Origin of the sequence: Desulfosarcina widdelii (assembly GCF_009688965.1) — a bacterium.
In the GTDB taxonomy this organism is placed as follows: domain Bacteria; phylum Desulfobacterota; class Desulfobacteria; order Desulfobacterales; family Desulfosarcinaceae; genus Desulfosarcina; species Desulfosarcina widdelii.
In genome coordinates this window covers 4662341-4685472 of sequence record NZ_AP021875.1, presented here as the reverse complement: position 1 = coordinate 4685472, position 23132 = coordinate 4662341, and the positions used below count along the sequence as shown (strand labels likewise).

The following is a 23132-nucleotide window of genomic DNA, read 5'->3' as shown; positions in this document are numbered from 1 at the left end:
CATGATAGAAGCGATCAAACTACCGGAAATTGGAGAGAATGTGGAATCGGGAATTGTCGTCGCCGTCCATGTCAACGCAGGAGACATGGTCGCGGTGGACGACACGGTGATTGAACTGGAAACGGATAAGGCGCTGGTGGAAATTCCTTCGCCCTTTAACGGCCGGATCACCGAAGTGCTGGCGGAAGCGGGGGCCCAGATGAACGTGGGCGACGTCATCGCCAGGGTGGAAACAGAAGCCCGGGCCGCGCCCGACGAACCGGACCGGCCCCCAAGACCCTCGGAGGAGGAAGACGGTGCCGGTGAAACCGTACTGCCCGAGGAACCGCCTGAAAAGACCGTACCGGAAGAAAAAAGAAGCGTGCCGGCAGCCCCTGCGGAGGCCGCTTCGGCAGAGCAGAATAACAGGGAGCATCGCCCCCCGCCGGCGGCCGCGCCTTCCATCCGAAGGCTGGCCAGGGAGCTGGGGGTGGACATTTACCATGTCAAAGGCACCGGACCCGGCGGCCGCATCTCCGAAGCCGATGTGAAAACCCACGTCCGCCGAAGCCTGCCCGAGCGTTCGGACGCTCCGGGGGTGGTTCCGGCACCGCAAACGGCGGATCTTCCCGATTTCAGCCGATGGGGCGATGTGGACATGGAGAAAATGGACACGGTGCGCCGTCTGACGGCAAACAGCACGGCCGCTTCCTGGGCAACCGTGCCCCACGTCACGCAGTTCGACGAAGCGGACATCAGCGATGTTGCCGCCTTTATCGACAAAAAGGGCAAGGCTGCGGCAAACGACGGCACCAAAATCACCATTACTGCCGTCATTGCCCGTATCTGTGCATCGGCCCTGCAGCGCTTTCCGCAGTTCAACGCCAGTGTGGACATGGCCAACCAGCGCATCGTCTACAAGCGCGATGTGCATATCGGCATTGCCGCCGACACGCCCAGGGGGCTGCTGGTGCCGGTGATTCGCAATGCGGACCGCAAAGGCATCCTTGTGCTGGCCGATGCCATTGCCGACCTGGCGAAGCGCGCCCGCAGCAAAAAGATCAAGCCCGACGAAATGGAGGGCGGTACCTTCACCATCTCCAACCAGGGGGGCATCGGCGGGGTGGGATTCACTCCCATCGTGCTTTGGCCCCAGGTGGCGATTCTGGGAATCAGCCGATCGGCCGTCAAGCCGGTCTGGGACGGGGACGCCTTTATCCCCCGCACCATGCTGCCCCTTTCGCTGTCCTACGACCACCGAATCATCGACGGGGCCGACGCCGCACGCTTTCTACGATGGATCTGCGAGGGGCTGGAACAGCCCCTGCAACTGTTTCTGGACTGACCGGAGCGGGTCCATGGCATTGTTGAACGGTTCACCGTTGAGTGTGCTAACCTGTTACCTGCTAAATGTTGAAAAGTGAGGAAGATTCATGGCTGACAATGAAACACAACTGGCTGTCATCGGAGCGGGTCCCGGTGGATACAGCGCCGCTTTTATGGCGGCCGATATGGGCATGGCCGTTACGCTCATCGATCCCGCCGAAAATCCCGGAGGCGTTTGCCTTTACCACGGATGCATTCCCTCCAAGGCCCTGCTGCACGTAGCCCGGTTGATCAACGAAACCGCCGAGGCCGAAGCATGGGGCCTAACGTTCGGCAAACCCAAAATCGATGTCGAGCGACTGCGCCAGTGGAAATCCGATGTGGTGGGCAGCCTTACCGGGGGTTTGGGGCGTCTGGTCGGACAGCGCAAGATCGATTATATCCGGGCCACGGCCTCCTTTTCCGACCCGCAGACGCTGATCCTGAAAAATGCCGACGGCAAAACCCGGACCCTGGCCTTCAAACATGCGATCCTGGCTTCCGGCTCTAAGGCCGTCGACCTCCCCCTTTTCCCGGCGGATGAAGACCGCATCTGGAATTCCAGTAACGCCCTCGCACTGGAAAGCGTACCCAAAACGCTGCTGGTTGTGGGCGGGGGCTACATCGGCCTGGAGCTGGGCAGCGTGTATGCCGCCCTGGGGTCTGAAGTGACCGTGGTCGAAATGCTGCCCCAGCTGTTGACCGGCGCCGACCGGGATCTGGTACGCTTTCTGGTTAAGCCGTTAAAACAGCGGTTCAAGGAAATTTTGCTGAACACAACGGTGGACACGGTCAACGTCCAGAAAAACGGTGTCAAAGTGACTTTCAAGGGCGGCGACGATCCTCCGGCGGGCCGGCTGTTCCAGCGGGTGCTGGTAGCCACGGGACGCCGCCCCCGGACGGATGGACTGGGCCTGGAAAACACCGGCGTCACCGTGGAAGAAAGCGGTTTTGTAAAAATCGACGAGCGGTGCCGCACCACGGCGTATTCCATCTTCGCCATCGGGGACGTGGCCGGCCAGCCCATGCTGGCCCATAAGGCGTCTTACGAAGCGCGCATTGCCGTGGAAGCCATTGCCGGTCGGGACGTCGTCGCCGATGCGGCCGGCATCCCGGCGGTGGTCTTCACCGACCCGGAAGTGGCCTGGGTCGGCCTCACCGAGACGATGGCCAAGGAAATGGGCCGCAAGGTTGAGGTGGCTCGCTTTCCTTGGGCCGCGTCCGGCCGCGCAGTCACCCTGGGCCGCAGTGACGGGATCACCAAGCTGCTCATCGATCCCGATTCGGAGCGGTTGCTGGGTGTGGGCATTGTGGGACCGGGGGCTGGAGAATTGATTGCAGAAGCGACCCTGGCTTTAGAAATGGGGGCCAACGCCACCGATCTCGCCTTGACCGTCCATCCGCACCCGACGCTTTCGGAAACCCTTAAAGAGGCTGCCGACAGTTTTCACGGGCTGGCCACCCATTATTACCGGCCCGTCCGCAAGAAAAAATAGGGCCGAAAAACGAATAAATTCGATTCAATTTTTAACTGAAAAGGCCAATTTCTTCATAACATGCAAGTAAATTTGCATAATTTACTTGCATTTCTTTTGGTTAATGATATGGTTCGTTGATCATCAAGGCCTGCCGTTGTTGGCTTGCCGGTTTCTTGCTACGGGGGATCCATTTGTCAAAGTGGCACCTGAAGTTTGAAGCAATGATATATTTTTTTTTATTTGTAGGAGGAAGTTAGCATGGCAAATGGTATCGTGAAGTGGTTTAATGACAGCAAGGGATTTGGTTTTATCGAGCAGGAAGACGGTCCGGATGTATTCGTACATCATTCGGCAATTAACGCCACCGGATTCAGGTCCCTCAACGAAGGCGACCGGGTTACCTTCGACATCGAGCAGGGCCCCAAAGGCCCGGCCGCGGCCAATGTAACTGTCGTATAGCACTTCGTTTCAAAGTAAAGGCCCCCCTTCGATTTTCGAAGGGGGGCCTTTTTTTTGTCCCGTCGTTCACCTTGATTTTCAGGTCCGAAAACGACTTGTCAGCCTCTTAAGAATATCCGATGATGCGACCGGACTTGAAACAATAACCAAAAGCGAAAGCAGATCGGATGATGCACTTGGACCGGGATGTTTGCGACCGGGCCAGATTGGCCCGCGACCCCCGTTTTGACGGCCTTTTTTTCATCGGCGTCAAGAGCACGGGCATCTATTGCCGGCCCATCTGCCCCGCCCGCCCTCCCCGGCCGGAAAACATCGTCTATTTTCCCACCGCTGCCGCAGCGGCTGCGGCAGGAATGCGCCCCTGCCTGCGCTGCCGGCCGGAGACGGCACCGGGCACACCGGCCTGGAACGGAACCTCGGCCTCGGTTTCCAGGGCCATGCACCTGATTCGACAGGGCGCCCTGAACGACGGTTCCGTCGATCAATTGGCCGACCGTCTCGGCCTAAGCTCCCGGCACCTGCGCCGCCTGTTTCGCAAGCATATCGGGGCCACCCCCAATGTCATTGCCGGCCACCAGCGGCTTCTGTTTGCAAAAAAACTGGTGATGGAAACGGACATGCCCATCACACAGGTCGCACTGGCCTCCGGCTATGGCAGCCTGCGGCGCTTCAACGCTGCATTTCGCAAAGGCGTCGGGCGAACGCCGTCTCGGATGCGAAGCAGCCGCTCGCAAACCAGACCGGTTGCAGCTTCCGGGGTCCGCTGCATTCTCGATTTGTCCTACCGGCCGCCCTACGATTGGGATCGGATGCTGGCCTTCTTCCAAAGACGCGCCATCCCCGGAGTGGAACACGTGTCGGACGGCACCTATCGGAGAACGGTGCGTCTGGGTTCGGGCCGGGGCGAAATCGCTGTAAGGCATGCTGCCAAAGGGTTTGGATTGACGCTCGAGGTTTGCCTCACGGATGATCGGGACCTGATGTTCACTGTCGAACGCGTAAAGCGCATGTTCGACCTGGACGCCAACCCCCAGGCCATTCATTCGACCCTGTGCCATGATCCGCTTCTGGGGCGTCTGATCCGTCAAACGCCAGGGCTGCGACTGCCTGGTTCGTGGGATCCGTTCGAAACCGCGGTGCGGGCCGTGATCGGCCAACAGATTTCGATCAAGGGCGCCGTCACCCAAATGGGCCGCCTTGTTCGTCAGGCAGGCAAAGCATACGATACGGTTGAAGACGTTCGTTTGACCCACTTTTTTCCGGAAGCCGCCGAGTTGGCGGACATGGACTGGACAGCCATCGGAATGCCCGGGGCGCGCAGGAAAACCCTGCGACTGCTGGCCGAAAAGGTGGATTCGGGAGCACTGTCCTTGGAAGGGACCGCCGGCTTGCCGGCCTTCATTGATGCCATGACACAGATATACGGCATCGGTGAGTGGACGGCAAACTACATCGCCATGCGCGCCCTGGATGAACCCGATGCCTTCCCGGCGTCCGACCTGGGTATTTTAAAGGCCCTTCAGGAGGGTCCCGACAGACCCACGGGCAAGCAGGCAAGTGCACGGGCCGAAAACTGGCGACCGTGGCGAGCATACGCCTGCATGTATCTATGGCATTCTCTGGAGGAGGCAGGATGATTTACGAAACCATGGACACGGATCTTGCCGGAACGCTTGTTCTGGCCGGTGACGAAAAAGGCCTGCGGCATTTGAACTTCATGGCCGGCAGGCACCCCTTGGCCATCGGAAAAACATGGCGGCGGGACCCTGCGTATTTCTCGGCGCTCAAAGATCAGCTATCCGCCTATTTCGCCGGTGAAATCCAATCGTTCGACGCTGCGCTTTTTCCGGAGGGCACGCCATTTCAAATGCAGGTGTGGGCGGCGCTAAAGGAGATTCCCTACGGCAGCGTCGTGTCCTATCGCTGGATCGCCGACCGCATCGGCAAGCCCAAAGCCATGCGGGCAGTGGGCGCCGCCAACGGCCGCAACCCCATCTCCATTATCATTCCCTGTCACCGGGTCATTGGCAGCGACGGCAGCCTGACCGGGTACGGCGGCGGAATGGATGTCAAAAGGCGGCTTCTCCGGCTTGAAAACCCAAAATTGCTCACGCCGACCCAAACGTCGTTGCCGCTTCATGACGATATACTCAAGGAAAGAGGCAGCATATGCATCGGAGCCCCGCCGTGAAGGGGTTTAACGCGGTTTGTGGATATCGGGCTTTTTTCGAAGTTGTCAGGGGGCAGGTTCGAATAAAATCTGAATCGCGTCGGTGGATTTAAGATTGACCTTGTAGCCGGGTCCGATCACCCCTTTGGCGGTCAGCAACACTTCTTTTTTCTTGACCGTGATGCCTTTGTGGCCTTCCAGGAGGAGGTAGGTTCCGTTGGAGCTTTGATCGGTGAGATAATACTTGCCGTTTCTCAGTTCAACCAATGCGTGTGTCCGGGAAACGCGGTTGTTGACCACTTGAATGTCGTTGCTCTTCTGGCGCCCGATTTCTACGCGGGCGTTTTTCTCGTTCACCACCACGACGACCTTGCCATATTTCAGGATCAGACAATGACTGGGTGCCTCTTTTTTCTTGTGCGCAGGCGCTTTTTTAATGGCTTTGGCCTTCAGCCCATAAAAACGAAGCATGTCGCCGCAGTTCTGACAGGGAATTTGGGGATTCCGACTGTCGACGTCAGCCTCGTCAATCGTATTTTTAAAACCGCATTCCTCGCAATAAACGATCATAATCGATCATCCGTGGATACTGGGCAATCCCTCTTCATCCGGCAAATCATTTTCGAATCAGCGAATAACCTTTTTATCTGAACCCAAAATCAATCAACAATCAAGACTTTTTCGGTGGCTGCGCTTCCGTAGTCGCGCCCGGCTTCAACGCATCGACGGTTTTGGCCGCATCGTCGGCCTTGACCTTGGCTTTGACGGCCCGCCTGTAGGCCTTTTCGGCGCCGGACTCGGCATCCTTTAGATCCGCTTTAAGCGCCTCCCGTTCCTCTAAGGGAACCGCACCGGAAACGCCTTCGTTTTCCAATCTTTTAAGTTGATTATTCAACTCTTCCAAAGCCGCTTTTTTTTCAGCGGCCACTTTTTCGGAAGCTTTTGCCTTTTTAAGGGCCGCATCCAGGTCGTCGGTGGCCAAGGCAACCTTGGCCGCCAGGCCTTCTTCAGGCGCCGCGTCGAGATCGATATCCTCCGCGGCCATGACGACGGCCGAAACCGGCAGCCGTGGAAGCGACCGTTCGAACGATTTTCCGCTAGGGTCGAGGATTCTGTTGGATTCGAATTTCATGGGAAGAAAAACAAAGGCCGCGTCCGACGAGTGCTCCACGATGGTGTCGGCCTCGAAATCCTCTACAATGGCGGCCTCGGCTTCAATACGAATCTGTTCCAATCTTTTTTGCAAATTCTCTTTTTCCGTTTCGATACGGGAACCGTCACCCCGGGTCAATACCCGAAGGGAACTGTTTTCCCACGACTCGCTGCGGGTCATCAAGTGCGCCAGAAGCAACATCAGACGGCCGGTTGCGTCCCCCTGCCACCAGATGTCGATCCGGCGCCCCTTTCGGGGGGCAGCCTCGAGTCGATCCCACGATTCCGCATCCTGGCGCAGGATGACCAGGTTTTTCCCCAAACGGAAAATGAGTCGAAGATTTTGGACATACGTGTATGCCCCGATGCCGGAGATGGCTTTGGCCGAGTCGCCCATCCAGTTCACGACGACCGTGTTGGGGCGCAGGGGACCGATGCCTGCACTCTGGAGAAGAACGCTCACCGTCTGGACGTAGTCGGTTGCACTCACGGTTAGGGGAAACATGTCATGGTGCCCCTGGGCAATGGCTTCCATGAGCTTGCGATGCGCCGATTCCCGCGTTTTTCTGGCAGCCGGGCCTTCCCCTTCCACAATCTGCACCGCCTCGGTAAACCCGCTCCCGCCCTCGATCCAGGCGGCAAATGTCAGCAAGGGGATTCGTCGATCCGATTCCTGAGTAAACACCAATAGCTGGGGGCGCCAGTCGCGCGCGTGCTCAGGATCTTCATCGGCGGCCAACAGGTGTTGACGAACCTGCTGCAAATGATGGGACCGGCTGCTATCCGACCAGCGTGCCGGGACGTCGGAACGCTTGAGATAGTGGTAAACGGCAAACAGCAGGGCAATAGCGGCGGCTCCGCTTTTGGGGTCGATGGCCAGCATGGCCCCCAGACAGATGAGAAACCCGATCAGGCTGAGTTTCGGAGAAAACCATTTGAAGCGGGGGCGAAAAGACGGACTGTTTGTTCTGGCTTCGAAAAAGGTGGCATAGTTGAGCAGACCGTAGGAGATGAGAAAAAACATGGACACTACGCCGGCAATCAGATTGAGCTGTCCCAGGGCGATGGTGACAAAGGCGATGGCCGCGGTCAGCAGGATGCCGCGCCTGGGGTTGGCGGTCGGCCCGCTTACCGCGGCAAAGGGCTTCAGCACGGAAAAGATCCGGTCAGCCGCCAGAGACTGGAGAATTCTTGGCGCTCCCATGAAGGAGGCCATGGCCGAGGAAAGCGTGGCCGCGATCACTCCGGCATCGATGAAAAAGCCTATCGCGGAGATCTTTTTCATGGCGCCGTAATCCGTCGACAGAGCCGCGTTGGGCAGGGCGGCTGCGAAGAGAACGGCAACGGCCAGATAGACCACAATGGACAACCCCACGGCCGAAAACGTCCCCAAGGGAATGCTCTTGCCGGCGTCCGCCAGATCGCCGGACATGCTCACGCCCTGGGTAAAGCCGGTGACCGCGGGGAAAAAAATAGCAAAAAGCACCCAGAACGGGACCCCGTTTTCCGGTGTGGCCCAGTTGGCGGCCAGCAGCGCAGAATCCCAACTGCGAACGCCGCCGAAAAAAAACGAAACCAGGGCCGCAATGAGCAGTCCCATGACGACGAATTGAAAACGGGCGGCCCAATCCGCCCCCAGCCAGGCAAAAATAAAAAGAAAAGCCACGGCGCCGGCCGCAATCATCTGGACGATCGCCGGAGATGCCTGGGGAAAAAAAGAAGCCGCTGCTTCGGCAAAGCCAATGCAGTAAAATGCAACGGATACACTTTGGGCCAGAAACAGCACCAGGCCGATCGAACCGCCGAACTCCAGCCCCAGTGTTCGCGAAATCAGATAATAGTCTCCGCCGCCCCGGACCGTCAGGTTGGTGGCCACAGCGGAAAGGGAAATACTGGTAAGTACGCTGATCAGATTGGCCAGGGCGATGATGACCAGCGCCCGGCCCAACCCGGCAGCGCCCACCACATACCCCAGGCGCAAAAAGAGAATGATGCCCAGGATAGTCAGGATGCTGGGGGTAAACACGCCGGCAAACGTCCCCAAATGTCCGCCCGCTACATGCTCGGTTGTCTTATTGCTGTTCATGGGTTGCCGTTGTTGCGATCTTTTGTCCTGCTATTGTTCCGGATCGGACCCTGGATTCTTTAATACGATTGGGGCAGGGGGGCCATTTCCCAGCGGCTTATAGTAAGATTCTATGATTCTTTCTATCTCGCCGGTTTCGACCAATTGGCGAACAGCGGCTTCCACCCTCTTTTTGTCTTTCATCAAGACCGAATGCCTGGATATGCCGATGTAAAAAGGGTGCCAGGCACATCTTTATCTCGATGTCCAGTTTTTCTGCCAATCTCTCCATGATGTGGGCAACAACGCCGTCGGCGTGTTCTTCGGACACGCCGCTGGTGAAAGCCTCCGCAGAATACGCCGGAATGAAGGAAAAACCAATCAGAGCGGTACTGATTATTAATACTATCAAATAGTTAAAAACCAAATCGAGCTCCGTGCAAGGAAGAACTGCGAAACGTCACTCAAAGCGCAGGCGCTGCTTAACAAGCATAAGCGTTCACGGGGTGCCATAGATGTGAGGTGCCGGGTTAGCAGACGGTTTGGTCAACATTCAGTGCCCGGGAAAAAAACAGATGCAGTACCCTGTGAACGCTTACTGACAATCCCGATTGAACCACCGCAGGGAAATATTTATATCGCACCAGCCCCATATAAATCAAGGCCCTGAAAAAAAACAGGATATGTGGTTTTACGATAAATGGAAACGCCTGCACTGACAGGTCGGCAATATCGCCGCGAAGGTCTGATGCCATGATTTGGATATTCAAGGTCATTTGCATATCGGCCGATATTACGGATACTGTCAAACCGGCCGATAAGACGATTGTCGCATCCAGCCACGCCGCACGAGGAGAATCTTTTTCGATGAGTTCCGAACACGAACAACCGATGCTTAACAAACTGATGGAAGAGATGCGCAGTAAAGGCAACCTGCCGGCGCTGAACGAAACGGTCATTGAAATATCGCGACTGGCCAAAAAACAGGACTCCAGCGCCCTTGACCTGGCCACCGTCATCATGCGGGACTGCGGGCTGGCCAGCAACCTTCTCGCCACGGTCAATTCATCATACTATGCCCCGCGCTTTCCCATCAAAACCATAACTTCCGCCGTGACCTACCTCGGCTTCGATAAGGTCTATCTACTTTCCCTGGGGCTGGGCCTGTTCAGGCACTCCATGGCAACGCTGCAGAAACGCAAACTGCTTAAGCTTTATGCTGTTTCCTATTTTTCCGGCATCCTCGCCATGGCCTTGTCCAAAGCCTATTGCCACAAAAATCCTGAAGAAATTTTCATTGCCGGCCTGCTGTACCGCCTGCCTGGTCTGGCTCTGGCGAACACTTTCCCGGAGCAGTTCCAGGAGATGGATCGACTGATCAACGAAAAAGAAATCGATGTCAATCGTGCCTGCCACCAAATTTTCAAGGTACGCTATGACGACATCTGTGATGCCGTAATGGCATTTTACAACCTGCCGAAGGACCTGGAGCAGGTTATTCAGGAAAAAAAGTCGGCGGACAACCCGCTGATTTCACTGGTGGGAGAATCGGCCTCCCTTGCAGCCATGCTCTTCGGAGACCGGTCGGATGGAAAAAACACCCTTCGCAAATCCGAAAGAAGAATCGCCAAAATTCTCGATCGACCGAAATTTTCCGTTGCCGATCTGATTCGTCAGACCTTTGAAACCGACGCCAATGTGAAAGACTTCTTCAACTTAAGCGGTGACGATGTGGAAATGATGGTCAACATCCTGGAGTGGGGCAAGGCCAGTCCCATGGAAATCGTCACCCACATGGATTTTGGTTCCTCCATCGACGCCCCGGCCCCCGCCGACACGCCCGAAGTTCTGATCGGTAATTATCTCACCGAACTGGCCTTGTGCCGCAAGCGCGGCGGTGAAATCAATCAATTACTGATGCTGGCCCAGGAGGCCCTGTTTCGCTGCCTGCCGGAAAGCGAAATCTTCATCGCTTTTCAGATCAAAGGCCCCCGGCCGATTTTGCAGGGAAAATTTTACGTGGGCACCGTGACGGACATCACCCCCCGGGATTTTGCCGTTCCCATGGACCAGGCCAATTCAGCCATTGTACGGAGCCTCGAGTCGCTCTCGGTCAGTGAATGGCATGCCGGCCCCGATGGGCTCGGCCTTCCCCATACGCCGTTTGGAAAGATACCTTTCAAACACGCCTACCTGGCGCCTATCGTCGTCAACGGTCAGTCTATCGGTCTTTGCTTCACGGGCCGGTTGAAAGACGAAGCCTTTAACGAAAGGGAGTGCGTCTGGATCGATCAGATCGTGGATCACATTGATGTGGCCTTCGAAAAAAGCCGGGAATGAATAACCGATACCTGTTAGATGTCATTTCCTCAGAAGTCGCATTTCCTGCGGGCTCGCAAAAAGGCATAGATCAAGGCTTGCGGGCCGCGATAGCGATCATGCGCCAGCGAACAATAAATCGATTTTATCCTTCCGGCGAACATTCGTCTTCCATACTGAGGTGTGAGGCATATTGATTATACTCCGCAGTGGCGAAGGATGAAGCGTAACGCCGATATCGGCCTTTTTGCGATTCCGTTACGATTAGAAGGAAAATCCCGCCTCAAGAAAGGGCCCGCTGATTTCGATATCGGCAAGAACATCTTCCTCGTCGATTTTGGCCTTTTCATAGCGGTATCCTCCGGCGACAAACAACGGTCCGGCGATATTGAACTTGATCCGTCCGATCAGGCTGTAAACGTCATTGCCGCTGTAGGATATGCCCCGGCCTTCGGCTTCGAAGGAAAGCAGCTCAAGGGGGCGCAACTGAACCGCCACAAAGACCATGGGCACGGGAAACGTTCCGGTTTCCGATTCACTGAGTCCGGTCGATGCCTGCCGAACTTTTAAGTCGTAGTCATAAATACGAACATTGAGTCCGATATCGATGTTCAACTTGTTGAAGGTCGCGGTTTCCAACAGGGGGATACCATAATACAAACCGGCGTCGAAATGATCCAGAACAGTTTCGGTTTCAAACGGACCCGGATCGAAGAAGATATCGCCGAATTTGAAACCGCCTTCTTTTCTGCCCATGGCTTTGAACTCCATGGGGGTGGCCATGAGGTAAATATTGGGCAGCAAGAGAGGCATATCGACCTTGACCCGACCGGTAATCCGGTTTTCCGTATCGTAATTCAGATCTTTCTCCACATCCAGGATATCGTTACTGGACAAGACCTTGTAACCCAAGGTCCCGCTTGGCTCCTGGGCCCACCCGCCAATGGCGAATTCCACCCCAAAGGCTCCAGCGGAGACGGCCGTTGTCACTACAACCAGAAAAGCCATCGCCAACGATTTGATTTTTCCCATCATTCACCCTCCCTTGTACTCGTTATGAATATAAGATCTATTGGACCTTTTTAACCTGGCTTGAGTCGGAAAGTCTACGGTTGCCTTGTGCAAAAAATTAAGATATTCGCCATCGCTCAAGTTTTTACCAAATCCGCCGATTCTTCAGTTTTGGCAAGGTTCCAATACAAGGTTGAGATCCGATCATATGAAGAAACTGTTTATCCCCTTAATTGCCCTGTTTTTATTCGGTTGCAGCGACGACAACAAGTGGTTCGATTTCAAGAATATTCCGGGATTCGGTGTTCCAGATCAGAAGGAAACGACGATAGACGTCTGCGAGTTCGTCAAGGGCCAACTGCGTATCAAGGGCACGTGCGGCAATGAAGGCGATGTTCTGTTTGTAATGCCGGGGACCAGAGGCGACAAGCGAATCATCAGCGCCCCGAAATGCAGCCACGGCCGCTATGAGGCCATCACATCCAAATTCGGCCGGCCGCCGTGTGAAATCATTGTGGAAGACGGCAGCGGTAAAAGTGCCAGGGCGAAAGTCAAAGGAACGGATTTTTATTGCCCCTGAGAGGCTGGCCTACCCAGTCCGAGTCATACCTATAACCCTCCTTGAACTCTCTTCTATCAATGTTTCTATACCAGACTTGTTGGAATGGCTGAATTTTGGCATATGCACACCTGTTCTAATTTCGTCACAATTCGGTCTGGCTTTCGGAACCCATCTTTTACGTTGCCTGCGGCAACCGTGTTCACCATGCAGGGTAATTGTATCCCGCCAGGAGTGCCTGCCTGTAGAAAGAGGGTGTTTTTTTGAATCAAGTTCATGAGCAAAAAAACCGATCTATTTTTTGGAGCGACAAGAAGGGTAAACCATGAGCCAATCGATCAAGGAAAAGTTAAAAAACCTTGAAAACCAGAACCAACTCCTGACGAGCAATCTGGTGGATTCTATCTGGGTGCTAAATGCTGCGACTTTAAGATACGAATATGTTGCCCCTCCCTTCAACAGACGTGACGGTTACACGGCAAAAGAACTTATCGGCCGGTCAATTCTCGAGGAACTCGCTCCGCGGGATGCTGAAATTGCGGTGGAAATGTTGGAGCAGGCGCTTGATGACTACGATCAAGGCAAGCATGAGACAAAATCATTTGAAATGGAAGCCATTCGCAAAAACGGTGATAAACATTGGGTAGAAATAAAAGCAAAGTTGATTGAAGAGCCGGGCCGTCCACTCAAGATTGTGGGCGTTACGCGGGATATTACCGCCAGAAAAACCGTCGCGCTGCAAATGGAAAAAGAACCGGGAACTGGCTGACGCATTGGCGGAAAAAGAACTCCTACTGAAAGAAATTAAGGTGTTGCAAGCATTGCTGCCTGTTTGCAGCGGCTGCAGGAGAATCCGGGACGATTCCGGAAAGTGGTGGCCGTTGGATGCATACGTTCAGGAACACACCGATTCCGAATTTACCCACACCATATGTCCGGACTGCAAGGATGTTCTTTACCCCGGTCTGGGAACTAACAAGTTGACATAGATCGGATCCTGTTGGCTCATGTCATCCTCAAGCAGCTTACCCTTCCGGTTGAGGATATCCAACGCTCTCGCAGTGGCAGTAACCTTGTGCACAGGACGCGCCTTAGCTGTAGGGGTAATGAAAAAGCCCAAGCTGAATGCACGCTGCTTTCACCCGGGCCTTCTGGTCCCCTTTACAGGTCAGCAATGTTCCCAGCAAATCTGGATAGTGGAGGATTTTATAAAAAGTGAATATTGGCTGCGTATTAGGGTGGAAAAACCGGGATGTAACCGATCCAAAATGCCTGGTTCTTCACTTACAGAGTGGAAAAATACCATCATCCCCCATTCTACCAACCTCCTTTTAAGCTCCTGCAGCCCATATCCTGCGGAAGCTTTCCTTTTGACAATTTATGCAACCGATCTTGACAAAGTTTGTCGAATAGCCAGATCTGCAAACTGACAACATTTTGATATTATGTTGTATTTTATGTTGGCACGACATCTGCTCTTATATTGCCCAGCGAAGGATGCTATAACCCATTGATCTCTGTTGATACTGTGCTGACCATTGTGGGACCAGATAGTCAACGGAATGGATCACAGCCTCTCGCTCCTCTCCCAAGAACAAGCCCCAGGCCCAGGGCTTGTTCTGTTTCTACCGATCTATATTGTATATCCGGATAACGGCAAGAATCTTTCTCCCTTTTGAGGGTGGTGGCAATTCGTTTAGTGCTCTTGCCCATTTCTGTCTCAATAAATTTCATTTCTTGAGACTAAATCTCAAATTATACGCCATTTTATCGAGACAGTTGTATTCGATTGTTTTAAATGGCATCTTAACTATCTTTTATTATTATGATAAATCGTAAAAAACAAAATGGCATGCAACCTGCTGTAACCGTGGATAAGATCAACCTCCATCTCATCTCCAATCACACCTCACTTAGACAAGGCCCCTGCACGGGCCTTGTCTCTTTCTTTGGCAGGAACAAAATCGAACCAGATTACCGGCCAGCAGCAGAGGCGATCTACTGCGTTTAAACCTTACCTTAGACTTTTTCTAAGTTAAACTTAATCGAGTATCTTTGACTTAGTTGTCGGCTATCATGGACGCAAACGGATTTCATTGGACCATCGTCGGAATATACAAATAAAAAAGGCCCTGATTTTTCAGGGCCTTTTGTGCTTAGTCGGACTAAGCTGGATTGTAATTTGGTGGAGATGAGGGGGATCGAACCCCTGACCTTAGCGTTGCGAACACAGAAGCCGTTCAGAAAATAATGATAAAACGACATGTTATAGAGCTATAAATTGGCTAATATCTTTTGTTAGTCAATGTCCGGTAAACGGTCGATATTTTGCCTGTGCATCACTTCATTTGTGTGCTGGTAAATTCTTGTGGTCGTGTCAGACCTTGTATGCCCGAGCATCTCACTTGTAGATTTCAGGTCTCCACCGGCCGATAGCATTGCTGTCGCAAAAGCATGCCGGAAATCATATGGCCGCAAGCGTCTCGTAATTCCTGCTTTTCTCTTGACAGTTTTCCATGTGGTTTTGATAGATTTGATGGATTTGCCACGGTAGTGCACCAAAGGTTTCCCTTTGTCCGGTTCTTTCTTTTTTTCGGGATCTTTACTTTTAGGGCTATCTTGATCATTCCATTTTTCCAAGGATCGTTTGAACGATGGATGCAGAGGAATGGAACGATGCCGGATCCCACCTTTTTTGGCCGAGAGTATATGGATGAAATCGGCATCAAGATCGACATCCCCCCAGGTGAGGGAAAATAGTTCGCTGTTACCAGGCCGCAGGCCTGTGAAATAACAGATTGTCAATGCCCGTTTAAGGTGATCCGGGGCCTTGCTCAGGATCGCTCGAATTTCAGACTGTGACGGTGGGCGAATTACCTCATCATCGCGTTTCGGTTTTTCATAACCTTGCACCGGATTGCGAATCAATAAACGCCGTTTTACAGACCAATTGAGGACCGCCTGCAAGTCCGAGAGTTCACGATGGATGGTTGTCATCTTCACATCGGATGATCGCGTGACAATATATTCATCTAGAATGCTCGGAGTTAGCTTCATTGCCTTAAGATGACCGATTTGAGGCAGGATCACCGATTCAAACTTGCAGGTCATATTAAGAATTGAGACTGGTGAGATGGTTGCTATTTTCGCTTTAAGGTAAGCATCAACCAATTCGGTTAATGTCGGGCCGAAGGTCTTGGATCGTTTTCTGTAGCAACGGACTTCACCGGAATTTTTCAAGGAGGCATCATAGTCGCGGGCCTTCTTTTCCGCTTCGGCGCCACGGCCAAAATATTTCCAGCGCTGGCGCCCTTCAACATAATGGACTACACACCATCGACCGTCTGTTTTTTGGACAACTGCCATAAAGGTCAACATATATTAAAATCTATTGACAAACAAATTATATTAATTTACATAATCGTGTAAATAGAAAAATAGGACGTATGCCACTAAAAGCTAAAGAAATATATGAGCAATACGGGATTCCAACGAGGCGCATTCAATATTTTGTAGATGCTGGGCTTGTCAATTGCCAGGACAACCCTGGGCGTGGACCGACCGGCAGAACATTTTCCTGTGATAATCTCCTTGAGCTTTTTCTTGCTGAGGAATTGAGCAGCGTTTGCAGACTTGAACTGTCAAAAATAAAATTTGTGTTTGAAGCTCTAAAAGAACGTTGGCCATCAATGCTTACTTGCTCAACACACCAAGTGGATAAACCAAGTGGATTTTTTTTAGTTATTTTTGATGGGGGAGAAGACATTCATTTTCACGGTGTTAGGGAAAGAGAGACCATGAAAAGGTCCAATATTGTAGATATAAAATTATCGAAATATACCAGCGCGTTAGTAGTTAATATTTCGAAACTTTATGATCGTATTAAACCCTAATTTTTTTTGTAACCTAATTTACATATTACTGTAAAAAGGAAATTGTCATGAGCATTAAACCTAATGGGAGATTATGGCAGGCTGTTAAGGAAAAAGGCCTTACACAAAGAGATTTTGCGAAATTGGTTGGTGAACATTTCACCCGCGTAAACATGGTGATTAACGGAAGAATTAATTTAACGGAAAAACAGCAACAAAAATATGCGGCTGCTTTAAATATGAGGCGTGAGAGACTTTTTGACTAATGCGCGAAGCCTCTCCCATAGAGCGCGCCATGTTTATGCTTGAACAGTTTGAAAAGGAAATTCGACTGATGAAAGCTGAATTGGCTGCATACCTTCCGGATGATGATCGACCAGTACAAAACTGGATAACGGATCCCCTTACCGGCAAACGGCGATATATCAAAAGGAAGGGCTTGGGATGAAGCTATTATCTCCTATTTTAGTCGTTAAAGAGATTCCTCATGAGTAAGTTTAAATCATCCGAAGGCCCGAAGATAGAAGATTTTTCGCTGATCTTACTGAGAGGGCATAGCAAAAAGCCAGTTGATAAGAGATGGCAGCGGTATTGCGCTGAAAAGAGCCCTTTATCCCCAGCGGATCTAAAGGGTCGGAACTGCGGTATTGCCTGCGGGCCGGCATCCGGGTGCCTTGTCCTGGATGTCGATGACGCCGGCGCCTTCACAACAACTTGTGAAAAAAAAGGATGGACGGTTCCGGAAACCTACACTGTTGAAACCGGCAGCGGTGGCCATCATTACTATTTCCAATATCCGCAAGATGGACAGAAATACGGCAACCGAACAAGCAAGGTCATGGGTTTTGATGTCCGTGGCCATGGTGGTCAAGTGGTTGCCCCTGGATCAGTCCATCCCGATACCGGAAAAAAATATATAATTTTGAATAACCGCCCGATGGCCAAAGCTCCTCAATGGTTGCTTGAGTTTTCCAAACAGAAAGCGAAACCGAAACCTTCCCCAAAGTCAAAAAGGAAAATAGCTGCAGATGACATTGACCGATTGCCGATCAAGCCCGAAACCCGGTCTTTGATTCGTAATGGTGCGGCTAAAGGCCAGCGGTCCGAGGCTATCTTTACCGTGCTGGGCGGCTTGATTTTTTCGGGCTTGTCCGATTCGGAGATTTTCTCACTCTTTGAATCATATCCTATCGGTGAGAAATATAGGGAACTTGGTAACGGCCGGGAGCGTTGGCTACAACCTCAAATTGACAAGGCTCGCGGTTACTTTACCGACCGGGCAGAGGACCCTATTTCACAGAAACGAGGAGATAAATCAGAATCCGTTTCAGATGAGCAGCTCCTCAAGGATTTTCGCAAGATCGATGAACCTGACAAAGAGCAGATCCGTACGGCCAAGGCCGCTATTATTCGAATCATCAACCGGGCACATGGAACATGCATGGTCGGAGGAAAGTTTCAAATAATATACGAGCATAAAAACCCCGTGAGCGGTCGACCGGACTTCTCCCTTTTAAGCCGGCAGGATTTCCGCTTTCGTTATGAGAATAAAAGCATCATTGTAGGTTATACGAAAGGCAAGCCCACCTTCGCCACCTTTGCCGACATTTGGTTAAAATCGCCACATCGACGTGAATACGATGGGATCACCTTTGATCCGTTTTTAAAGACAAGCCGCCTTTTCAATATGTATAAGCCTGCAATTCTCAAACCTGGACCTGGGACTTGCGAGCTTTTTCTTGAATTTATAAAGACCGTTATTTGCAGCCGGAATGAGGAAATCTACGAATGGTTAATGGATTGGGTAGCCTGGCTTTTTCAGAACAAAGGGCAAAAACGCCAAGGGACGTCGATAGTAGCACGCGGGAGCCAAGGCTGTGGGAAAGGCACTTTCGTTAAATTCATAGGAGAATTGTTTCAAAATCATTTTATCCACATTATTCACCAAAATCAGATTACCGGCCGGTTCAACGGCCATTTAAAATACGGCATTTTGGTTTTTGTCGATGAAAGTTTTTACGGCGGCGACAAGAGATCAGAGGGCCTGCTGAAGGGAATTATAAGCGAGGATGTAATTCTAGTTGAAAATAAATTTGTTGACCCCTTTGAAATCAGAAACCACTGCCATCTAGTTATTGCCAGCAACAACGTTTGGGTAGTTCCTGCCGGATTGGAGGAGCGCCGATTTATGGTTGTCCACGTTTCCAATGAACGGGTTGGCGATACCGAATATTGGAACATGCTTTACAAGCAGATGGAAAACGGCGGTGTTGCGGATCTGGCCAAATACCTTTTAGCTCGCAAGGTCAAAAGTAATTTGCGGTTTGCTCCTCGAACCCCTGAATTTCTAAACCAGGCCATCGAGACCATGCAGCCGGAACAAGTGTTCTGGTTTTACTGTTTGCAGGAGGGAAATTTACAAGACCCTTCCGACGAGAAACCACCCGAAGGATGGCCAACTCTTGTTTCCAGAGAAGGTCTCTTTCATCTTTATGAACGCTATTGCGACAAAATTAATGTGCGCAACCGCAGACTCTCCCACACACAATTACAGCGGCGCCTCCAAGAGATGGTTGATGTTTATGGCGGGCCAAGGAAGGCCTTTACCGTTGGAGGCAAGCGGTTTCGTACCTGGCGCTTACCCCCGTTGGAGGCCTGCCGGCAGCAATTCGAATCAAAACTCAAGTTTAAAATCGACTGGGATGATGATGACCAGGTGCCTTTTTAACGTCCACTACGTCCACTTTGTGTCCATTTTTGGGAGGCCTTAACTTGTTGAATTTGCATTATATGTCCACAAGTCCACTTGTCCACGCGTATTATTGGAATATTAATCGATACGCATACGGAAGAAGATGAAAAACGATTTACGGATTTATAAAGAATTTTCGAAAAATTACTGGACATCTGGACGCGCTGGACATTTCTAACAATAACAATGTGTTATGTCGCCAGATGGCAAAAATAGAAGTGGACGTCCTGGACATACATTATATTATCAAACAGTTAGGAGGTTATTAATGATGGAAAAAGCACGGAACACCATGATTGCCCGTTGCCACCTCAAGGAGTCCGAAACCGTAAGGCAGTGGATCGTTCCTCGATGCCCATGGTGTGGCAAGCGCCATGTTCATGGAGCTGGTAGAATCGAAGATAATCCACTGGATTATTTAGGACATCGTACAGCGCATTGCCATGACGGATCTTTCCACGACTATGTTTTGGTCGCTATAGATTGAGTCTATGGGTCCTTCTGGGAGCCTTACCCAGTGGGGCGGCATCAGGCTCAGAAACCGTGTCCACTTAGAATTTTGAAAAGGAACGGAAAACGGAATTTTCGCCTATATAGCATGTCCTATCCGTCTCTTTTTATTATCACGGCCACGCGGTCTGCAACCTGAGACACTTGACGGAATGGCACATGGTTGGACCATTCCGGAGCGAATTTTCGATTACATGGACCAAATGACCGCCTCAAGCGCGTCCCAGTGTGTGTTTGTGCGAAAGCTGTGGTTTTTGGGCGGGTAAGATCAAAGGAGATGTTAAAACCGTGTCCCCGATCCTTTTGGAGTTCTGAAATGAAAAAAATGAAAGCCCATCTTCGAGTCGACGAACTCGCCGACTACCTGAACATTAGCCGACGCGCGGTATATCGGCTTATCGCTCAAGGCGAGTTTGTAGCATTCCGGACTGGCGGGCCCGGTTCAACCCTAATCGTAACATCAGAATCGGCACGCCAGTATGTAAAAAAGAGGATTCGCGAATTTTCGCTTGAAGAGGGCCTCTTAAGTGGAGAGGCATGGAAATAAACTGTGCCATCTGTGCCACCCGTGCCATCTGCGCCACCTGTTCTCGTGTAATTTAAACGGCCTGTGTTAAACCTTTCAACAAGTCTTCCCTTTTTCCCGGGCGACCTGGCGCTTAATCGCCCATCTTATCAATCAATTTTTTGAAAGGTTAATACTTATGAGACCATCTGCTAATTCCGTAGTCTTCCGGCCCGACCTTGGCGCAATGGCCCTTGAGTTGGTAGAAGACAAGTCCACCGAGTTTATCGGCCTGGAGGTCATGCCGATCTTTCGCACCACGCTCAACACGTCGACCTTTCCGGTGATCCCCATCGAAGCAATCCTTGCTCCGGATAAGGATCTCAGTCGGGCACCTCGCGCTACTTACAGTCGAAGTGATTGGGAATATGAGAGGGGCACTTATAAGACTTCGGAAAAAGGTACTGAAGAACCGATTGACGATGTCGAACGCGAACTTTTCGACGCGGAAACCGCCGGATCTGCCGATTTCATCGCCACCGAACGGGCTTACAAAAAGATTTTGCGAAACCAGGAAAAGCGCATCTCTTCCAGGATGTTCAACGAAGCAAACTTTACCGCCCACGCCGTGACTAACGAATGGGATAATTTTTCGGATGCCACGCCGATCGATGACGTAAACGACGCCACGCTTTCTTTTCGCAATCAATGCGGCATGCTGCCGGATGGTTTGATTATCAGCTACTCAACATTCGTCAATCTGAAAAGCTGCGATCAGATCGTTGACCGGCTGAAATACTCCTATCCCGGAACCGACATAAACAGCATGACCGCAAGCCTGCTTGCCCAGGTGCTCAATGTCAAGAGTGTCCTCGTTGGCGGCGCCGTATGCAACAGCGCAAACAAAGGGCAGGATGCGATTATCACGGACTTGTGGTCGAAAGAATATGCCCAATTGATCAAAATTTCCTCCGGGCCGGATATCAGCCAGCCGGGTGTTGGTCGGACATTTCTTTGGATCGAGGATTCGCAAGAGAATCCTATCGTGGAAATGTACCGCGAGGAAGCCAGACGCTGCGATATCGTCCGGGTCCGCCACCATGTCGACGAAGCTTTCATCCAGAGCAAGGATGAATCGGGCAACGTGGTAAGCGATATCGCCGCAACCTGTGCGTATCTCCTCTCCAACATCTCCACCAGCTAACGGACGTAAAACCATGAATCAAATTCAATGGAAATCGAAAGCTGCGGTGCCACATTACCGCCGTCTTCAAGACTATCAATGGATTCCGGCATTTCTTGAAGCGAAACGGATTAAGAGCATCATTCGCAGGGTCAATGAAGAGAAGCGAGCGCTTCGATTCATTCCCTCCTCTCGGGAGGATCTCCTGAAGAGACTGAAGGCCTCCTTCGAAGCCTTCCAGGTACGGAAAATTTCCTACCTGCAGCAATACATCCTCAAAAATGAACGCTCAAACGATGTTTTCGGGCGTCTCGAATTCGATACCGACCGTTTCATGAAAAAGCTTGGCCCGCCGATCACCTGGGCGGACGTCGAAGAAGCTGCCGAGAACCTCAAAGCCTATGGCAACGGTTTGACCGACGATGAACGCGAACGGCGCCTGGAAGATATCGAGGCGGAGCTGGCCAGCCTGTCCGTCCAGCTCGAGGAGTTGAGCCCGGCCGAATATTTCGAGATTCAAAACGGCCGGATCGGAGCGGATATCCGAGAGGTCTTTCTTGCCCATTGGATTGGCCTGCAATCAAAGTGCAACGAGCCATGCGGACCGCAAGGCTTTGATCTTAGATCCTCTCCCGTCGATGAGGCTGACGCCTATACAAAGTTAGGCATTGGCATTGCTGTAAATGAGCACGGGGATTCGCCGGCAAGTCGGTGAAAATGATTTTACGGGTTTACGATTGGCTTTAGGGCTTGCATGGGGCAGCGGGCCTTTTTGTCACCGTAAGCGGTCGGGCGGCGATGACCGTAAGAATCGTCGAAGTTGCCGGGTGTGTGCTTCTAACTCCTTTCCCACGTTTCCGGCTGCTGGGGCTTGACCAGCCCCTGTAAGGCCTCCTGTAGTGTCTTTCATTTATCACTGCAGGGTTTTAAACCCCCTGGGTGCTCGCTCCTGTCGCCCAGGGGGTTTTCAATTTCGGAGCCGGTACCATCAAGGGACAGCACTCCCGGCTTGACACGGGATTTCGGATGGCCTATGCTTTAAATCGTAACGGCAAATACCGTTGCCCGGTTTGGCGACCGGAAACACCACAAGGCGCATGAGCGCCCTATTTCATAGTATGGCGTTTTTTAATTTCTGTACTATGATTCAATTGGCGGTGCATGCGCGGAGACCGAAAGGTCTGCCGGCTTCCTTGTGGGCCGGTTCGCCAACCGCGCGTGTACCGCCTTTTTGTTTGGCGACAAAAGGGCGGACTATCCTACACCACACCACAAGGAGGTTCGTCATGCGCCACAATCAACCCGGATTCTCACCACCTACCAAGCAGCTAACCCAAAATTTTCAAACGATCAGCCAAAACGGGCAAGCCCTGGGATACCTTGATGCCATGGATCTCATAGCCAAGCTACCCACCAGCACCGGCCACCCGGTTGAAGCGGAAACCATTGACCGGATTTATGGAGCGCTTGAGCGCGGATATTCCGAACGGTTCAGGAGGTGTGATTATGTGGGATGATAGTGCCGATGCCAGCATAAAAATCGTAAGAATGAAAAATTATGCCGAAAGTCTTTACTCAGTATTGATTATGGCTTCCGAGGAACATCCAGATTATTTTCAGACTGAAAACCAATTATATGGTGAATTTTCAAATTTGCTATATCCACTTGTTTTAGCTCTGGAACGATACGATGAGGAAGAATTTCCTATTCCGGAAGAACAAAAAAAGCAATTATAGCCTAATCAAAAAAAGA

General features: G+C 51.8%; 23 protein-coding genes. 17 read left to right on the top strand and 6 right to left on the bottom strand.

Translation table 11 applies throughout. From position 1 onward, the window contains the following. Position 1 precedes the first annotated feature (1 nt). The 5 genes from GN111_RS21545 (at position 2) to GN111_RS21525 (ending at position 5472) form a co-directional block, all read left to right on the top strand. Positions 2-1324, top strand: a complete 1323-nt coding sequence (locus GN111_RS21545) for a 2-oxo acid dehydrogenase subunit E2 (RefSeq protein WP_155305734.1) — start codon at positions 2-4, stop codon at positions 1322-1324. A gap of 88 nt (positions 1325-1412) precedes the next feature. Beyond that, positions 1413-2840, top strand: a complete 1428-nt coding sequence (gene lpdA, locus GN111_RS21540; RefSeq protein ID WP_155305733.1) for a dihydrolipoyl dehydrogenase — start codon at positions 1413-1415, stop codon at positions 2838-2840. Positions 2841-3080: 240 nt separating this feature from the next. Further along, complete coding sequence (locus GN111_RS21535) at positions 3081-3281, top strand: cold-shock protein (protein WP_155305732.1); 201 nt, start codon at positions 3081-3083, stop codon at positions 3279-3281. A 167-nt stretch (positions 3282-3448) separates the two neighbouring features. Further along, on the top strand, positions 3449-4918 hold the full coding sequence (locus tag GN111_RS21530; RefSeq protein WP_197740395.1) for a DNA-3-methyladenine glycosylase 2: 1470 nt from the start codon (positions 3449-3451) through the stop codon (positions 4916-4918). After that, the gene (locus GN111_RS21525; protein ID WP_155305731.1) at positions 4915-5472 is read left to right on the top strand and encodes a methylated-DNA--[protein]-cysteine S-methyltransferase; all 558 of its coding nucleotides are present in this window, start codon (positions 4915-4917) and stop codon (positions 5470-5472) included. The genes GN111_RS21530 and GN111_RS21525 overlap by 4 nt, the downstream gene beginning before the upstream one ends. 45 nt (positions 5473-5517) lie before the next feature. Here GN111_RS21525 and GN111_RS21520 read toward each other — a convergent pair whose 3' ends face one another. From GN111_RS21520 to GN111_RS21505, 4 genes are all read right to left on the bottom strand, one after another. Further along, positions 5518-6021, bottom strand: coding sequence for an FHA domain-containing protein (locus tag GN111_RS21520; protein ID WP_155305730.1), 504 nt, complete (start codon positions 6019-6021; stop codon positions 5518-5520). 100 nt (positions 6022-6121) lie between these two features. After that, positions 6122-8689, bottom strand: coding sequence for an amino acid permease (locus GN111_RS21515; protein WP_155305729.1), 2568 nt, complete (start codon positions 8687-8689; stop codon positions 6122-6124). Between the two features lie 97 nt (positions 8690-8786). Next, the gene (locus tag GN111_RS21510; protein WP_155305728.1) at positions 8787-9095 is read right to left on the bottom strand and encodes a hypothetical protein; all 309 of its coding nucleotides are present in this window, start codon (positions 9093-9095) and stop codon (positions 8787-8789) included. Positions 9096-9198: 103 nt separating this feature from the next. Further along, complete coding sequence (locus GN111_RS21505; protein WP_155305727.1) at positions 9199-9444, bottom strand: hypothetical protein; 246 nt, start codon at positions 9442-9444, stop codon at positions 9199-9201. Between the two features lie 91 nt (positions 9445-9535). Here GN111_RS21505 and GN111_RS21500 point away from each other — a divergent pair, with 91 nt between their 5' ends. Further along, on the top strand, positions 9536-11008 hold the full coding sequence (locus tag GN111_RS21500) for an HDOD domain-containing protein (protein WP_170302400.1): 1473 nt from the start codon (positions 9536-9538) through the stop codon (positions 11006-11008). Positions 11009-11251: 243 nt separating this feature from the next. On the opposite strand, the gene GN111_RS21495 is transcribed toward GN111_RS21500, so the two are convergent. Beyond that, positions 11252-12022 carry a TIGR04219 family outer membrane beta-barrel protein gene (locus tag GN111_RS21495; protein WP_155305725.1) on the bottom strand — a complete coding sequence of 257 codons (771 nt, stop codon included), beginning with the start codon at positions 12020-12022 and terminating at the stop codon, positions 11252-11254. A gap of 184 nt (positions 12023-12206) precedes the next feature. On the opposite strand from GN111_RS21495, the gene GN111_RS21490 reads away from it, so the two are divergent. Then, positions 12207-12578 carry a hypothetical protein gene (locus tag GN111_RS21490; protein ID WP_155305724.1) on the top strand — a complete coding sequence of 124 codons (372 nt, stop codon included), beginning with the start codon at positions 12207-12209 and terminating at the stop codon, positions 12576-12578. A gap of 304 nt (positions 12579-12882) precedes the next feature. Continuing rightward, positions 12883-13326, top strand: coding sequence for a PAS domain-containing protein (locus GN111_RS21485; protein WP_155305723.1), 444 nt, complete (start codon positions 12883-12885; stop codon positions 13324-13326). A 1529-nt stretch (positions 13327-14855) separates the two neighbouring features. Here the strand turns inward: GN111_RS21485 and GN111_RS21480 are convergent. After that, positions 14856-15923, bottom strand: coding sequence for a tyrosine-type recombinase/integrase (locus GN111_RS21480; protein WP_170302399.1), 1068 nt, complete (start codon positions 15921-15923; stop codon positions 14856-14858). A gap of 80 nt (positions 15924-16003) precedes the next feature. On the opposite strand from GN111_RS21480, the gene GN111_RS21475 reads away from it, so the two are divergent. The 9 genes from GN111_RS21475 to GN111_RS21435 all read left to right on the top strand — a co-directional run bounded on the left by GN111_RS21475 (position 16004) and on the right by GN111_RS21435 (position 23116). Then, the gene (locus GN111_RS21475) at positions 16004-16450 is read left to right on the top strand and encodes a hypothetical protein (protein ID WP_155305721.1); all 447 of its coding nucleotides are present in this window, start codon (positions 16004-16006) and stop codon (positions 16448-16450) included. Between the two features lie 47 nt (positions 16451-16497). Next, positions 16498-16695 (top strand): helix-turn-helix domain-containing protein, encoded by a 198-nt coding sequence (locus tag GN111_RS21470; RefSeq protein ID WP_155305720.1) that lies wholly within the window; start codon positions 16498-16500, stop codon positions 16693-16695. Between the two features lie 221 nt (positions 16696-16916). Beyond that, positions 16917-19157: a bifunctional DNA primase/polymerase gene (locus GN111_RS21465; protein ID WP_155305719.1), complete on the top strand. Its 2241-nt coding sequence runs from the start codon at positions 16917-16919 to the stop codon at positions 19155-19157. 292 nt (positions 19158-19449) lie between these two features. After that, complete coding sequence (locus GN111_RS21460) at positions 19450-19668, top strand: hypothetical protein (RefSeq protein ID WP_155305718.1); 219 nt, start codon at positions 19450-19452, stop codon at positions 19666-19668. A gap of 339 nt (positions 19669-20007) precedes the next feature. After that, positions 20008-20238: a helix-turn-helix domain-containing protein gene (locus tag GN111_RS21455; RefSeq protein ID WP_231715519.1), complete on the top strand. Its 231-nt coding sequence runs from the start codon at positions 20008-20010 to the stop codon at positions 20236-20238. A gap of 157 nt (positions 20239-20395) precedes the next feature. After that, positions 20396-21400 (top strand): hypothetical protein, encoded by a 1005-nt coding sequence (locus GN111_RS21450; RefSeq protein ID WP_155305717.1) that lies wholly within the window; start codon positions 20396-20398, stop codon positions 21398-21400. Positions 21401-21413: 13 nt separating this feature from the next. Beyond that, positions 21414-22094, top strand: coding sequence for a hypothetical protein (locus tag GN111_RS21445; protein WP_155305716.1), 681 nt, complete (start codon positions 21414-21416; stop codon positions 22092-22094). A 571-nt stretch (positions 22095-22665) separates the two neighbouring features. Beyond that, positions 22666-22896 (top strand): hypothetical protein, encoded by a 231-nt coding sequence (locus tag GN111_RS21440; RefSeq protein ID WP_155305715.1) that lies wholly within the window; start codon positions 22666-22668, stop codon positions 22894-22896. Further along, a complete protein-coding gene (locus GN111_RS21435; protein ID WP_155305714.1) occupies positions 22886-23116 on the top strand; it encodes a hypothetical protein in 231 nt (76 codons plus the stop codon). Before GN111_RS21440 ends, GN111_RS21435 begins: the two co-directional genes overlap by 11 nt. The last annotated feature ends 16 nt before the right edge of the window (positions 23117-23132 follow it).

What these genes read in the sequence shown, in the direction of transcription:
- GN111_RS21545 (WP_155305734.1), top strand. Translation starts at nt 2, where the DNA reads ATGATAGAAGCGATCAAACTACCGGAAATTGGAGAGAATGTGGAATCG.
- lpdA (WP_155305733.1), top strand. Translation starts at nt 1,413, where the DNA reads ATGGCTGACAATGAAACACAACTGGCTGTCATCGGAGCGGGTCCCGGT.
- GN111_RS21535 (WP_155305732.1), top strand. Translation starts at nt 3,081, where the DNA reads ATGGCAAATGGTATCGTGAAGTGGTTTAATGACAGCAAGGGATTTGGT.
- GN111_RS21530 (WP_197740395.1), top strand. Translation starts at nt 3,449, where the DNA reads ATGATGCACTTGGACCGGGATGTTTGCGACCGGGCCAGATTGGCCCGC.
- GN111_RS21525 (WP_155305731.1), top strand. Translation starts at nt 4,915, where the DNA reads ATGATTTACGAAACCATGGACACGGATCTTGCCGGAACGCTTGTTCTG.
- GN111_RS21520 (WP_155305730.1), bottom strand. Translation starts at nt 6,021, where the DNA reads ATGATCGTTTATTGCGAGGAATGCGGTTTTAAAAATACGATTGACGAG.
- GN111_RS21515 (WP_155305729.1), bottom strand. Translation starts at nt 8,689, where the DNA reads ATGAACAGCAATAAGACAACCGAGCATGTAGCGGGCGGACATTTGGGG.
- GN111_RS21505 (WP_155305727.1), bottom strand. Translation starts at nt 9,444, where the DNA reads ATGACCTTGAATATCCAAATCATGGCATCAGACCTTCGCGGCGATATT.
- GN111_RS21500 (WP_170302400.1), top strand. Translation starts at nt 9,536, where the DNA reads ATGAGTTCCGAACACGAACAACCGATGCTTAACAAACTGATGGAAGAG.
- GN111_RS21495 (WP_155305725.1), bottom strand. Translation starts at nt 12,022, where the DNA reads ATGATGGGAAAAATCAAATCGTTGGCGATGGCTTTTCTGGTTGTAGTG.
- GN111_RS21490 (WP_155305724.1), top strand. Translation starts at nt 12,207, where the DNA reads ATGAAGAAACTGTTTATCCCCTTAATTGCCCTGTTTTTATTCGGTTGC.
- GN111_RS21485 (WP_155305723.1), top strand. Translation starts at nt 12,883, where the DNA reads ATGAGCCAATCGATCAAGGAAAAGTTAAAAAACCTTGAAAACCAGAAC.
- GN111_RS21480 (WP_170302399.1), bottom strand. Translation starts at nt 15,923, where the DNA reads ATGGCAGTTGTCCAAAAAACAGACGGTCGATGGTGTGTAGTCCATTAT.
- GN111_RS21475 (WP_155305721.1), top strand. Translation starts at nt 16,004, where the DNA reads ATGCCACTAAAAGCTAAAGAAATATATGAGCAATACGGGATTCCAACG.
- GN111_RS21470 (WP_155305720.1), top strand. Translation starts at nt 16,498, where the DNA reads ATGAGCATTAAACCTAATGGGAGATTATGGCAGGCTGTTAAGGAAAAA.
- GN111_RS21465 (WP_155305719.1), top strand. Translation starts at nt 16,917, where the DNA reads ATGAGTAAGTTTAAATCATCCGAAGGCCCGAAGATAGAAGATTTTTCG.
- GN111_RS21460 (WP_155305718.1), top strand. Translation starts at nt 19,450, where the DNA reads ATGATGGAAAAAGCACGGAACACCATGATTGCCCGTTGCCACCTCAAG.
- GN111_RS21455 (WP_231715519.1), top strand. Translation starts at nt 20,008, where the DNA reads ATGAAAAAAATGAAAGCCCATCTTCGAGTCGACGAACTCGCCGACTAC.
- GN111_RS21450 (WP_155305717.1), top strand. Translation starts at nt 20,396, where the DNA reads ATGAGACCATCTGCTAATTCCGTAGTCTTCCGGCCCGACCTTGGCGCA.
- GN111_RS21445 (WP_155305716.1), top strand. Translation starts at nt 21,414, where the DNA reads ATGAATCAAATTCAATGGAAATCGAAAGCTGCGGTGCCACATTACCGC.
- GN111_RS21440 (WP_155305715.1), top strand. Translation starts at nt 22,666, where the DNA reads ATGCGCCACAATCAACCCGGATTCTCACCACCTACCAAGCAGCTAACC.
- GN111_RS21435 (WP_155305714.1), top strand. Translation starts at nt 22,886, where the DNA reads ATGTGGGATGATAGTGCCGATGCCAGCATAAAAATCGTAAGAATGAAA.